The organism is Paracoccaceae bacterium (assembly GCA_012103375.1).
Classification (GTDB): domain Bacteria; phylum Pseudomonadota; class Alphaproteobacteria; order Rhodobacterales; family Rhodobacteraceae; genus WLWX01.
On sequence record WLWX01000001.1, the window covers coordinates 2,793,345 to 2,806,378 of the forward strand.

Here is a 13,034-nt window from a genome sequence, read left to right on the forward strand (position 1 = left end):
AATTGGGTACGGGCAGATCTTGGCGCAGTATCGCGGGTTATGGGCGGTTTGTCACGCGGGTCCTGGGGCGGAAAACAACCGCTCACCCTGTTCATCGATCATCTGTTTGGCTTTCGCGACCGATGCATCCATCGCGGCCTGTCGGTCGCCGAATGTATCGGCGCGGACCAGCTTGTGGGATCGCATGGCGTCACCCTCACCCTTTTCGATGATGGCCGCCCTCGGCGATGGGCTGCGGGATGATGCGGAAATCTTCGTAGATGACAGGCTCGGCCGCGGGTTTGGCAGCCGCGCCGCCTGAGGAACCGAAGAGTTTGGACAGGATGGACATGCGGTGTGCTCCGAATTGGGTTTGGCCGAGCCTATCCGGGATTCGGTTTCGAATGAAGCCTTTGGGGATGTCGGGGTGAACTCCGGCACCGGCGGCATCATCAGGCCGCAGGGGAACTGCCCGCGTTTTTTCCGATCCGAAAATTTTTTCGATTGGTCGAGAATAATTCTCCGGGCCGGCGCGTAACCCTTTCGAACGCAGGACGTTCAGGACAGTTAAACAGTCAGAGGACAGACCTATGAAACATGCAAACCGTCGCCAATTCCTGAAACTGGGCGTGGGTGTCATGGCCGTGCCATTGGCCGCAAAAATCGCCAGTGCCGCCAGCCACGCGACCCATGTGGTCGAAATCAAGGGCGGCAAGTTCAACCCGGCGACGCTGAATATGCAGGCAGGCGACAAAGTGCAGTTCATCAATCTGGACGGCGCGCCCCATACGGCGACCGCCGACAGCGGCCTGTTTGACACCGGACGGCTGAAGAAGGGCCAGGCGGCCACGATCCAGATCAAAACCGCCGGGACGCACAGCTATTTCTGCGCCGTGCACCCGCGCATGAAGGGCAATATCGTCGCCGGTTGATCGGTGTGTTGAGTAAAGAGTGCGCGAGTATCCCCCGGCGCCCGGTTCCGTTTGACCGGATGCCGGGGATGCCGGAGGGAACTTTGGTCTGAGGGTGGTGCGAACCCGGAGGAGCGAAACGCAAGCCGGGCGAACGCCTGTCTGGGGGTTGGCGCAGAGACGGCTGGTTGGTTTGTTGTTTGGAGATAATATCTTACCGAAATTCGCGGTAAAACCATCGCCAACGCAATGCGAGAACTCAAGCGAGAACTTAGGCATCTAAGCATCGGATTTTTGCAGGCGAGCTTTGATCCACTTTTGTATCTCGGTAAAATCAAGCCTGTCATCTGCGACGTCCACAACAAAATCATCAATGCGGTCAGTTGGCTGTAAAACAAGATCATAGCCACTTCGCGCAATCAGCAGCGTCATGACGAGCCAAGCTGTCCGTTTGTTGGCATCCACAAACGGATGGTTCTTGACCATAGAGTGAAGTAGCGCAGCAGACTTCGTTGCTATTGGCCGATAGTAACCCGTATAGGGTCTCGCAAGAGCGGAAAGAAGATTGTTCTCACTCAACAAACCAATGCGTCCACCCCCTTTAGTTAGGGCCGTGCGATGCGCTTCTAACGCATCGCCAAAGGTAACTCGGTAGTGTCTTATCGCTTCGCCAAACGTTCAAGCGCGTCGCTATAACGCTCAGCGGAATCACGAAGCGCTCGCGTTGTAATGCTTGAGACCGGTTCTTTTGATCTTTGGGTTAAGGCAGAAGCGGCTGCCGACTTCGCAATCTTCGACGTTTTCGGGCTCCGAAGTGCATTGCCGGCAGCCGAACCGCCTCTTACTGATAGCTTTTTTGCTCTGTTTTTAGGCATTTTACTGATCCAGGAAACTCCTCAACTTCCGCGACCGGCTGGGATGCTTCAGCTTCCTCAGCGCCTTCGCCTCAATCTGTCTGATCCGCTCTCGTGTAACACTGAACTGCTGGCCGACCTCTTCCAGCGTGTGGTCCGTGTTCATCCCGATGCCGAACCGCATCCGCAGGACGCGTTCTTCGCGCGGCGTCAGGCTGGCCAGAACGCGGGTCGTCGTCTCTTTCAGATTCTCCTGAATCGCTGAATCCAGCGGCAGCACGGCGTTTTTATCTTCGATGAAATCGCCTAGCTGGCTGTCTTCCTCGTCACCAATCGGCGTTTCCAGAGAAATCGGCTCCTTGGCGATTTTCATCACCTTGCGGACCTTCTCCAGCGGCATTTGCAGCTTTTCGGCCAATTCTTCCGGCGTCGGTTCGCGGCCAATTTCGTGGAGCATCTGGCGGCCTGTGCGGACCAGTTTGTTGATCGTCTCGATCATATGCACCGGGATGCGGATCGTGCGGGCTTGATCGGCAATGCTGCGGGTGATCGCCTGACGGATCCACCAGGTCGCATAGGTCGAGAATTTGTACCCACGGCGGTATTCGAATTTATCGACCGCCTTCATCAACCCGATGTTGCCTTCCTGAATGAGATCAAGGAATTGCAGGCCGCGATTGGTGTATTTCTTCGCGATCGAGATCACCAGGCGCAGGTTCGCCTCGACCATTTCTTTCTTGGCCTGTCGGGCTTCTTTTTCGCCCTTCTGGACCTGCTGGACGATGCGGCGGAATTCGGGGATGTCGACGCCGACATAGGTGCCGACCTGCGCCATCTCTCCGCGTAGTTCCTCGATCTTGCCGGTCGATTTCTCGATAAACGCCTGCCAGCCGCGGCCGGATTTCTCGGCCATGCGTTCCAGCCAGCCGGGGTCGAGTTCATAGCCGCGGTATTCTTCGATGAATTCGCGTCGGTTGATCCGGGCCTGATCGGCCAGTTTCACCATGTTGCTGTCGATCGACATGATGCGGCGGTTGATGCCGTAAAGCTGGTCAATCAGGGCTTCGATCCGGTTGTTGTGCAGGTGAAGTTCGTTCACCAGTTCGACAATCTCGGACCGCAGTTTCTGGTATTTGGTTTCCGCCGCCTTGGAGAAGCTGTCGTCTTCGTTCAATGTCGCCGACATCCGGCTGTCCTGCATTTCGGACAGTTTGGAATAATCGCGCGCGATCACTTCCAGCATGTCCAGAACGCGCGGTTTCAGCACCGCCTCCATCGCGGCCAGCGACAGGTTGGCCTGTTCGTCTTCGTCATCGTCGTCATCATCCGAGGTGATCGGATTGCCGTCGGCGTCCAGTTCCTGTTTTTCTTCCTTGGCCTGCCCGGCGACCGGGGCAGCCCCATTTGCGACGACGGGGGCGGTTGCATTTTCGCCCTCTTCCTCGACCGAGCCCGAGAAGGTGGATTCAAGGTCGATGACGTCGCGCAGCAGGATATCTTCGTTCAGCAGTTCTTCGCGCCAGATGGTGATTGCCTGAAAGGTCAGCGGGCTTTCGCACAGCCCCAGGATCATCGTGTTGCGGCCCGCTTCGATCCGCTTGGCGATGGCAATCTCGCCCTCGCGGGACAGCAGTTCGACGCTGCCCATTTCGCGCAGGTACATGCGCACCGGGTCGTCGGTGCGGTCCAGCTTTTCGGTTTCGGTGGTCGAGACGACGACATCGCGCGCGGTGGTGGTGGCCACTTCGCCGCCCTTTGCCTCTTCCTCCTCGGCCTCATCATCTTCGATGATGTTGATGCCCATTTCGGACAGCATCGACATCACGTCTTCGATCTGTTCGCTGCTGACCTGTTCGGGCGGCAGCACGGTGTTGAGCTGATCGTAGGTGATATAGCCCCGTTCGCGCGCCTCGGCGATCATCTTCTTGACCGCAGTCTGGGACATGTCGAGCCCCTGATCGTCGTGCTTGTCGTCGCCTTTACGCTCGTCTGTATCTTTGGGGGCCATGCGTTACGTACTCCTGCGTGATGGTCCTTGGACCATTAGTCGACTCACCGGAAACGAATCACCCACACTGATTCGCCGCTAACGAATCACATAGCGCGAATCAGCGGCAGGCACACCCGCCCCGGAGAATTTTACCTGTATTGTCCGTGTCGTTGTGGTCACGGCGCCTTGGGCGCGCCTTTGCCATGTCCGATCCTGTCCAGCAATGCCTGAAATGCGCTGCGTTCGTCCTTGTCGATGCGGGCCCCGTTGGGGCCGGTGTCAAATTCGGTGCGGTCTTCGTCGCCCGTGCCCGGGCCGCGACCGTTCAGCGCTTCTGCGGCCTGGCCCAGCCGCCAGGTCAAGCCTTCGTCGGCGCCCTCGCCCATATCCTCGATCGCCTCGGCGATGTCGGCCACAGCCCCACGGCGCGCAGAAAGTTTCGTCAGCTCTTCGCCCAGACACATCGCGACGAAATCGGAATCGGCGCTGTGCAACGCGGGTGCATTGCGCACATGGCCGGGGCGCAACAGTTTTTCAAGGGCCGCATCCCCGACAATCGCCGCAATCGAGTCAGAACTGGCCGCACCCCCCTCGGCAAGCAGCGCATCGCGGATGGCCGCATGATCGGGGTCAGCCAGGTCGAGGCGTTCCAGATCGTCCATGAACGGATCAATCTGATCGGGATGAGTCATGCAGATCGCCAGGATCACGGCCTCACGCAGGTGATCTTCGACCGCACCGCTGGCCGCGGCCAGCAGCGATCCCTTGGTGTCCGGGTTTGCGCCCGCAGGGGGCGGTGGCTGCCAGCGGCCTCCGGCGCGGCGGGGCACGCCGCCTTGCACGAAGGCGGCGCGTTTGGGTGCAAACAGGTCCCGGCGGCGCTGGTTCACCTCGTCGCCATAGTGACGGCGCAGCGAGGGGTCAGCGATGCGGCGCAGGGCCTCGCGCAGGGACTTGTCCAATGCGGCGCGGCGTTCCGGGCTGTCGAAAACCTTGCCCTCAGTCTCGCGCCGCCACAGCAGGGCGACCATCGGTTCGGCAGCATCCAGCAACGCCTGCATTGCGGAGGCGCCACCAGCGCGGATGATGTCGTCGGGATCCTGTCCTTCAGGCATGATGGCAAAGCGCAGCGACTGACCGGCCTCGATCAGTGGCAGGGCAAGATCCATCAGGCGCATCGCCGCCTGCACCCCGGCGCGGTCGCCGTCCAGCGCCACGATCGGCTCGGGGCTGATCCGCCACAGAAGGCGCAGCTGATCCTCGGTAATTGCGGTGCCAAGCGGCGCGACCGAGGCTCCGAACCCCGCCTGCACCAGCGCGATCACATCCATATAGCCTTCGGCCACGATCAGCGGCGCGCCCTTTCCCGCCGCCTCACGCGCGGGGGCGTGGTTGTAAAGGCTGCGGCCCTTGTCGAACAACTCGGTTTCCGGAGAGTTCAGGTATTTCGCCCGGGCGTTCGGGTCGAGTGAGCGTCCGCCAAGCCCGATGCAGCGCCCGCGCGCGTCCCGGATCGGGAACAGGATGCGGCCCCGGAACCGGTCATAGGGCGCGCCGCCGTCATCAGGTTTCGCAGCAAGGCCCGCATCAATGATCAGGTCCGGCACAGTGCCCTTTTCGGTCAGCGCGGTGAAAACCCCCTGGCGCAGGTCCGGAGCGTACCCGACCTCGAACCGTTCCTGCGCGGCCGCGTCCAGCCCGCGCCGCGCCAGATAGTCGCGCGATTCTGCCGCCGCGCTGGTGTTGAGCTGCATGCGATAGTGGCGCACGGCAGCCTCCATCACCTCGGCCAGTTGGGTGCGGCGGTCGGCCTTTTTCTGCGCTTCGGGGTCGCGTTCGGGCATCGGCATCCCGGCTTCCCCGGCAAGTATCTGCACGGCTTCCATGAACCCGACATTCTCGGTCTCGCGCACGAAGCTGATGGCGTCACCCTTCGCGTGACAGCCAAAGCAGTAATAGAACCCCTTGCGGTCATCGACGTGAAAGCTGGCAGTTTTTTCCTGATGGAACGGGCACGGCGCCCACATGTCGCCCTTGCCCTGGTTCGATTTTCGCGCGTCCCACACGACCTTCTTGCCCACCACGTCCGTCAGGGACAGGCGGGTGCGCAGGTCATCAAGGAATCCGGGCGGCAGCGACATAACCCTTATATAGTAACCTCAGCTGCGCAAGTCAGGTGGCATTTAACAACAGCGCAACCGTTGGCCTGCACGCCCGCTTGGCAGTGGCCACAGGACGGCAATTCAGAGGCAGCTGCGCCGCCCGGCTAGAGCCCCTTTGCCTTATAGGCACTTGCCACGCGGCCAATCGCCACGATGAAGGCCGCCGTGCGCAAGTCTTCCACGTCATCGCGGGAATGCCAGACCTCGGCCATCGACTGGTAGGCCCCGCGCATCGTGTCGTCGAGGCCCGAACGGACCAGCTCCAACTCACCCGCACCGCGCAGGTATTTCTCTTTGAAGTCGGGCGTCATCGACCACTTGTCACCCAGATGCTCGTCCAGCCGATGCAACTCATCCACGATCAGCTGGTGGCGCGCCTCTTCCTGGCGGCGCTGCATGCGGCCAAAGCGAATGTGGGACAGGTTCTTGACCCACTCGAAATAGCTGACCGTCACGCCGCCCGCGTTGGCGTACATGTCGGGAATGATGACGGTGCCTTTCTTGCGCAGGATTTCATCTGCGCCCGCTGTCACCGGCCCGTTCGCGGCCTCGATAATCAGCGGCGCCTTGATGTTCTTGGCGTTGCCCTTGTTAATCACACCTTCCAGGGCCGCCGGGATCAGAATGTCGCACTCGTATTCCAGCGCCGCTGCGCCGTCCTGCACATATGTTCCCTTGGGATAGCCCGCGACGCCGCCGTGGTCGCCGATCCAGGCCCGCAGTTCTTCGATGTCGATGCCCTTTTCGTCGTGGATCGCGCCATCGCGTTCAATCACCGCAACCACGACGCAGCCGTCTTCTTCGGACAGGAACTTCGCCGCGTGATAGCCCACGTTGCCCAGCCCCTGCACGATCACTCGCTTGTCCGAAAGCGTCCCCGACAGACCCGCCGCTTTTTTGTCTTCGGGATGGCGAAAGAATTCCTGAAGCGCGTATTGCACGCCGCGCCCTGTCGCTTCGGTCCGGCCCTGGATACCGCCCGCGTGCGGCGGCTTGCCGGTGACGCAGGCCTTGGCGTTGATGTCGGTGGTGTTCATCCGCGAATACTGGTCGGCGATCCAGGCCATCTCGCGCTCGCCCGTGCCCATGTCGGGGGCCGGGACGTTCTGGGACGGATGGATCAGATCGCGCTTGGCCAGTTCATAGGCAAAGCGGCGGGTGATGCGCTCCAGCTCCTCCTCCTCATATTGGCGCGGATCAATGCACAGACCACCTTTGGAGCCGCCAAACGGCGTTTCCACCAGCGCACATTTATAGGTCATCAGGGCGGCCAGGGCCTCAACCTCATCCTGGTTCACGCCCAGCGAAAACCGGATGCCGCCTTTCACCGGTTCCATGTGCTCGGAATGGACCGAGCGATAGCCGGTGAAGGTATGAATATCGCCGCGCAGTCGAACCCCGAAACGCACCGTATAGGTCGCGTTGCAGATTCGAATTTTCTCTTTCAGGCCCGGAGACAGGTCCATCTTGTCGACCGCATGGCCAAACATGATGTCAACGGATTCGCGAAAGCTTGGTTCACCTGCAGGTGTCATTAGTGTCCTCCGGTATGGTTGCGCGATTGCACCTCGATTCGAGGCATCGTGCCACGGCAACGCCATTGGGCGAAGACATTTTCTTGGCGAGGGCGGACGCAAACCGCCGCAAAGACGGCTGATCAGGCGCTGGCGGCTGTTCAAACGCGTTGCGCGCGTTCCATCAACAATGTGTCGAAATCAAGGCAGTCTGCACCGCACAAGCGAACAAATGCCCAAATGTGACCATCTTCTGGCACCCATCCTTAGACTATCGACGATCAGAATGACCGGAGGCCCTGCCCACCGTTTTCGCCTGAGGAGAATTGCAGAATGATCCAGTCACAACCGTCCGGACCAGGGTCGCCCGCGCGGATAAAGCGGATTCTGCGCACCTTCCGGAGAAAGCAAGACGGATCAGCCACGATCGAAGCGATCCTCTGGCTGCCGCTGTTCATGGTGGTGTTCACGATGGTGGCGGACGTGTCGCTCATCTTCTCGGGGCAGGCGCAAATGCGGCGTATTGTTCAGGACAGCAACCGCGCGTTCGCAATTAGCACAATCGAAACCACACAGGACCTGGAGACGGCCATCACCAACTCGCTAAGCGTTCTGTCCGCCAACGTATCCGTGTCGGCGAGTGAAAGCGGCGGCATCGTGACCACAACCGCGACAATTCCGGCGAGCGATCTGGACGCGGTCGGCTTCATGGCAGCGCTGGTCAATGCAAATGTCGTGGTACGCTCGCAGCATCTGGTGGAAGGCTGACCATGATCCGCCTGGCCACAACTGCATCGCTGCTTCTGCGCTGTCGGCGCGAAGACGGCGGTATGACGATATTCGGACTATATATCTTTTTGGGCATGGCCATTCTGGCCGGGATCGGTGTGGATTTTTCAAACCTGATTGCCCATAGAACCCATCTTCAGGTTGCGGCAGATGTGGCCGCGCATGCGGCAATCGTGACGCGCCAGGGCGACACTGAAGCTTCGGCCAAATTGAAAGCGATAGAACTTGCAACGGGTACGATGCCATATTCGCGGCACGGGAACACGCTGGAGCCTGTAGACATCCATTTCGGAACCTGGAACCGGGCCACGCAGGTCTTCACGCCTGTCACCAACTCAAAAGCCGCCGTTCTGGTCGAGACATCGAACCTGCAGTCAAAATCGAACCCTGTCTCCTCGTTCCTGCTTCACCTAAAGCGTTTCGACATTAACCTGAGACATATCCGGCGGCCTTAAAGTAGTTCCAGCATTCTACTGGGTCGTAGAGATCGCAGATTGCTCCGATTGCTTCGAAGACCTGGGTAAAGGACCTGGCCCCGATCCGTCGCAAATGGGCTTTCAGTTTAGAGAAGGCCTGCTCGATGGGATTCAGGTCGGGCGAGTACGGTGGCAGGTAAAGGAACCAGCAGCCGTGATTGCGTAAAGCCTGCGTCGCCTCCTTATTCCGGTGGGTTGCCAGGTTGTCGAGAATGACGACAGTGCCGGGGTTGATCTCGGGGACCAGCACTTCGCGGATGTAGGCCGCGAAGGCGGGGCCATCTATCGCTCCCTTGATGACCCAAGGTGCGATCAGCGCGCCTTGGGTCAGGCCCGCGATCAAGGTTTGGGTTCCCCAGCTTCCGAAGGGCGCATCCATCGTCAGGCGCTTACCGCGCTTGGCTCTGCCGCGTAGGCGCGTGAGGTTTGTCTTCACTGCGGTTTCGTCAATAAAGACAACGCGCTCAGGAAAGGTCGCAATGGCTGGCGAGCGGTATCTGAACCAGTCGGCCCGTTGCTGCCTTACCTTGGCGCGGCGGCGCTCGGTTGCGACCAGCGACTTTTTTTGTACGTGAAGCCGAGCCGGGACAGAAGGTTGGCGATGGAGGAGTGATGCACCCGCACACCCTCTGCATCGGCCAGCGCATTACGCAACTCAAAGAGCGTGATGTCAGGGTCTTGTGCGATCAACTCCTCAAAGAATTCCCGATGCGGAGCCAGCTTTCCCTTGCCGCGCGGCGGTCCCTGCCGGGCAGGTTCCGCATGACCCTTCATCCTCACCTGACGCGCCCACCGCGCGCCTGTGGCAGGCGACAGCTTCAACCGCAACGCCGCCGCGCGCCCGCTCAACCCTTCTTCAATGTATCTCTGAAACCGTATCCGAAGCGCAGATGGCAAAGGTGCTGACATGATCCATCCTCCCAAACAGGATGAATCACAGATCAGGTCTCAAGGGAATCCCTCGCGATTCAGGTTCAAGACGAAACGCTTTAGTTGGATTTTCGCGTTTCGATGTACGCACGCAGGCGGTCTATGAAACTTACGAGCGTAATTGTCTGCGCGAAGGATTTGTGGCCGAGAATGTCGTCGATATCCGCTCAAACAATGGGTTTTACAGGGAGTTCTGCATTCATTCGAACGGGCATGTGGAGATGCAGAACCACAATTTCTTCGAGGAAGGAACCCGCGTAACCATGCCCGACGAGGACGACCTGGTCATTCCAGGCAGCGGGATGCGGCAAAACCCGGGTTTGGACAAGGCATTGGGTGAAGATGAGTTCAATCTGGATATTGTGGATGATCTGCCGGAAATTTTCGACGATTTCTACAACCTGAACGGCACCAGCGAACATTGGCCCAGCTATGTGACGATTGTGTTGAAAAACTCCGAAATCAGAGCGTCGCGGATTTCTTGCGAAAACCTATGAAGCGAAATAGTCGGAAAGCTTTGACCACGAGACAGCGCATGGCTGCGCGTGAGCGCATGTAGGCGATTTGGGCCGACCCCCGCGCCAAAAATTTAGGATCGGGCTGCATGGAAAGAAAAATCATCGTTCAGGCCCTAAAACGGAGTTTTTCAACACAATCTGACCAATACGGCTGTCCGCGACACGATTTCTTCGGGCGGGACATATGATGACAGCGATTTCACCGACGGACGGGTAACCTGGGTGAATTGCAGCGGCAATGAATCGCTGACCATTGCTAAAGACACGGTTCTGACGAATGTCGCCATCATCACCGACTGCGCCGTTAACTTCAAAAGTGGCGTGGCGCTGGAAGATTCGATGATCTTCACCACCGATAGTTCCGCCAATTCATTCAAGGGCCCCCAGGGGATCCGGCTTGGCAAGGACGACAGCTGTGCAACCGGTGGCGGCGCGCAACTGCTGACGATGGGGGGGACGCATTTCGCCTCAGGCTTGCAGATGTATGGTGGCCAGATCATCGGTGCCGGAACTATCGAATTCGCGGCACAGGCCGATGGGTTTGATGGTGCATCGATCATCGCCGGTGATGAAATCAGCGGCACCTCGCTCATGAATATGGGGCTTTGCGAAGGCAAAGGTCTGGAAGACCACTTTACAACCACATATTTCCGGCTGGCAGGTTAAGGTCAGGACCCGGCTGGGCCGGCACGCTCGGCCAGAATAACCGCCAACATATCCGCCATGCCCTTGCCCTGCGAGGCTGGCGTGACACCGCCAATCCCGATCCGGCGTCCGACCCGCCACCAAAGGCCGGGCGCCCAGCCCCGCCCCAGCGGCTTGCAGGTCACGGCGACAAATCCATTCGACGGCTTGAATGCGAACAGTCCGCGATCAACGCTTTGGATCTGATCCATCGTGGCGATGGTGGTGCCGGATGTGTCGAACAGCCCATCCTTGGTCAGGATCACCGCGCGCGCCGTGGCCGCCCATAACCGCATGGCCATGATCAGGAACAGCAGCCCCAGCGCGATCAGCACCGCCTGCAACACCACCGTGGACGGCGGATTCGCAAACAGCAGCCACAGCGTCAGAACACCCAGCGCGCCCAATGCCCCCGTCGCAAACAATCTGCGCATCGGCGAGGGCGTCAATGTGGCCAAAGGATCACTCATCGCGCCGCTATACTGTGCGCGGCGCAATACGACCAGTCCGGACGTGCGAACTGCTTGCCTGAGGCGGGCGCGCGGTCTAGGGTCGCGACCATGAAACGGGTCATTGCATTTTGTGCCCTGCTTGGGGCCTCGACCACGCTGGCGGCGTGCGACTTCAGCTATCCGATGGTTGATTCCGCGATCGCACCCGAAGCGATGCGCGCAGATTATCCGCGTCTGGTGCCGATCACCGGTGCGCTGACCGGTGTGGACGCCGCGCCCACGCGTGCCAACGAAGGCATGATCCAGGACCTGGACGCAAGGGGCGCCAACCTGCGCGCCCGCGCCGCCGTCCTGCGACGCCCGGTTGTTGATACGGCGACGCTGTCGCGCATGCGCGCTGCCGTGACCCGCCTGCAGGGTTGACGCCCCGCACCAAGCCGACCACACCACCACACGACATCCCCAATATGCGAGAGTCCCCCATGACCAGCCCCCTTCGCCTTGGCATCGCGGGACTCGGAACCGTCGGAAGCGGCGTTGTCCGCATCGTTCAGCGCCACGCCGACCTTCTGTCCACCCGCGCCGGGCGCCCGATCGAGATTACGGCAGTTTCCGCACGGTCCCGCGACAAGGACCGGGGCCTGCGCCTGAACGCCTACGCGTGGGAGGATGACCCAGTCGCCCTGGCCCGGCGCGACGACGTTGACCTGTTTGTCGAACTGATTGGCGGCGATGACGGCCCCGCGAAATTAGCCGTTGAGGCGGCGATTGCGACGGGAAAGGATGTCGTCACCGCCAACAAGGCCCTGCTGGCGCATCACGGCCAGCCCCTGGCTGAAGCTGCCGAAGCCGCCGGACGTGCACTGCGGTTTGAGGCCGCCGTCGCAGGCGGCATCCCCATCATCAAGGCCCTGACCGAAGGCCTGGCCGGGAACGAGGCGACCCGCGTCATGGGCGTGATGAATGGCACCTGCAACTATATCCTGACCCGCATGGAAGGCGCTGGCCTGCCCTATGAGGATGTCTTCGCCGAGGCCAGCGCCCTTGGCTATCTGGAGGCTGACCCGACGCTGGATGTGGGCGGCATTGATGCGGGCCACAAGCTGGCGCTGCTGGCCTCGATCGCCTATGGCACCCAGGTGGATTTCGCCGGGATCGAGATCGAAGGGATTGAGCGTGTCAGCATCGAGGATATCGAGCAGGCCGCCGACATGGGCTATCGGATCAAGTTGCTGGGCGTGGCGCGGATGACCGGGCGCGGGCTGGAACAGCGGATGTCGCCCTGCCTGGTGCCTGCGAATTCGCCACTGGGACAGCTGGAGAATGCCACCAACATGGTGGTGGTCGAAGGCGACGCCGTCGGTCAGATCGTCCTGTCCGGCCCCGGCGCGGGTGAGGGTCCGACCGCCAGCGCGGTGATGTCCGATGTCATGGATCTGGCGCGCGGTCTGCGCCTGGCAACCTTCGGGCAACCCGCCACCGGCCTGACCAAAGCCCCCGCCGCCGAAAGCGCCGCCGCCGCGCCGTTTTATCTGCGCATGGCCCTGCTGGACAAACTCGGCGCGTTGGCCAAAATAGCCACCGTTTTGGGCGAGGCCGGGATTTCAATCGACCGGATGCGTCAATACGGCCACGACGATACCACCGCTCCGGTCCTGATTGTCACCCACAAGACCACACGGGCAACACTGGACCAGGCCCTTGGCGGCATGGCCGCGACCGGCGTTCTGGCCTCTGATCCGGTCGCGATCCGGATCGAGGAAGTCTGAAGCCCG

13 protein-coding genes and 2 pseudogenes are annotated in these 13,034 nt (G+C 60.5%); 7 read left to right on the plus strand and 8 right to left on the minus strand.

All coding sequences use genetic code 11. The features are described 5' to 3' along the window. Positions 1-51: 51 nt before the first annotated feature. Positions 52-331: pseudogene (locus GKR99_14285) on the minus strand (hypothetical protein). Positions 332-596: 265 nt separating this feature from the next. Between GKR99_14285 and GKR99_14290 the strand changes: the two are divergent. Further along, on the plus strand, positions 597-911 hold the full coding sequence (locus GKR99_14290; GenBank protein NKB28645.1) for a copper-binding protein: 315 nt from the start codon (positions 597-599) through the stop codon (positions 909-911). A gap of 258 nt (positions 912-1,169) precedes the next feature. Here GKR99_14290 and GKR99_14295 read toward each other — a convergent pair whose 3' ends face one another. The 4 genes from GKR99_14295 to GKR99_14310 form a co-directional block, all read right to left on the minus strand. Next, on the minus strand, positions 1,170-1,553 hold the full coding sequence (locus tag GKR99_14295) for a type II toxin-antitoxin system death-on-curing family toxin (protein NKB28646.1): 384 nt from the start codon (positions 1,551-1,553) through the stop codon (positions 1,170-1,172). Positions 1,554-1,766: 213 nt separating this feature from the next. Further along, positions 1,767-3,752, minus strand: a complete 1,986-nt coding sequence (rpoD, locus tag GKR99_14300) for an RNA polymerase sigma factor RpoD (protein NKB28647.1) — start codon at positions 3,750-3,752, stop codon at positions 1,767-1,769. Between the two features lie 158 nt (positions 3,753-3,910). Continuing rightward, positions 3,911-5,875 carry a DNA primase gene (locus GKR99_14305; protein ID NKB28648.1) on the minus strand — a complete coding sequence of 655 codons (1,965 nt, stop codon included), beginning with the start codon at positions 5,873-5,875 and terminating at the stop codon, positions 3,911-3,913. A gap of 125 nt (positions 5,876-6,000) precedes the next feature. Continuing rightward, complete coding sequence (locus GKR99_14310) at positions 6,001-7,431, minus strand: glutamate dehydrogenase (GenBank protein NKB28649.1); 1,431 nt, start codon at positions 7,429-7,431, stop codon at positions 6,001-6,003. A 312-nt stretch (positions 7,432-7,743) separates the two neighbouring features. Here GKR99_14310 and GKR99_14315 point away from each other — a divergent pair, with 312 nt between their 5' ends. Both GKR99_14315 and GKR99_14320 read left to right on the plus strand, forming a co-directional pair. Then, positions 7,744-8,178 (plus strand): hypothetical protein, encoded by a 435-nt coding sequence (locus GKR99_14315; protein NKB28650.1) that lies wholly within the window; start codon positions 7,744-7,746, stop codon positions 8,176-8,178. A gap of 2 nt (positions 8,179-8,180) precedes the next feature. After that, positions 8,181-8,654 carry a hypothetical protein gene (locus GKR99_14320; protein NKB28651.1) on the plus strand — a complete coding sequence of 158 codons (474 nt, stop codon included), beginning with the start codon at positions 8,181-8,183 and terminating at the stop codon, positions 8,652-8,654. Here GKR99_14320 and GKR99_14325 read toward each other — a convergent pair. Together GKR99_14325 and GKR99_14330 are read right to left on the minus strand one after the other, a co-directional pair. Beyond that, positions 8,626-9,584: pseudogene (locus GKR99_14325) on the minus strand (IS630 family transposase). The gene GKR99_14320 and the pseudogene GKR99_14325 overlap by 29 nt on opposite strands. 188 nt (positions 9,585-9,772) lie before the next feature. Then, complete coding sequence (locus GKR99_14330) at positions 9,773-10,027, minus strand: hypothetical protein (GenBank protein NKB28652.1); 255 nt, start codon at positions 10,025-10,027, stop codon at positions 9,773-9,775. Between GKR99_14330 and GKR99_14335 the strand changes: the two genes are divergently transcribed. Together GKR99_14335 and GKR99_14340 are read left to right on the plus strand one after the other, a co-directional pair. Next, the gene (locus GKR99_14335; protein NKB28653.1) at positions 10,027-10,164 is read left to right on the plus strand and encodes a hypothetical protein; all 138 of its coding nucleotides are present in this window, start codon (positions 10,027-10,029) and stop codon (positions 10,162-10,164) included. The genes GKR99_14330 and GKR99_14335 overlap by 1 nt on opposite strands. A gap of 181 nt (positions 10,165-10,345) precedes the next feature. Continuing rightward, positions 10,346-10,789, plus strand: coding sequence for a hypothetical protein (locus GKR99_14340; protein ID NKB28654.1), 444 nt, complete (start codon positions 10,346-10,348; stop codon positions 10,787-10,789). 2 nt (positions 10,790-10,791) lie between these two features. On the opposite strand, the gene GKR99_14345 is transcribed toward GKR99_14340, so the two are convergent. Continuing rightward, on the minus strand, positions 10,792-11,277 hold the full coding sequence (locus tag GKR99_14345; protein NKB28655.1) for a hypothetical protein: 486 nt from the start codon (positions 11,275-11,277) through the stop codon (positions 10,792-10,794). A 90-nt stretch (positions 11,278-11,367) separates the two neighbouring features. On the opposite strand from GKR99_14345, the gene GKR99_14350 reads away from it, so the two are divergent. Together GKR99_14350 and GKR99_14355 are read left to right on the plus strand one after the other, a co-directional pair. Further along, the gene (locus tag GKR99_14350; protein NKB28656.1) at positions 11,368-11,682 is read left to right on the plus strand and encodes a hypothetical protein; all 315 of its coding nucleotides are present in this window, start codon (positions 11,368-11,370) and stop codon (positions 11,680-11,682) included. Positions 11,683-11,741: 59 nt separating this feature from the next. After that, positions 11,742-13,028, plus strand: coding sequence for a homoserine dehydrogenase (locus GKR99_14355; protein ID NKB28657.1), 1,287 nt, complete (start codon positions 11,742-11,744; stop codon positions 13,026-13,028). Positions 13,029-13,034: the final 6 nt, after the last annotated feature.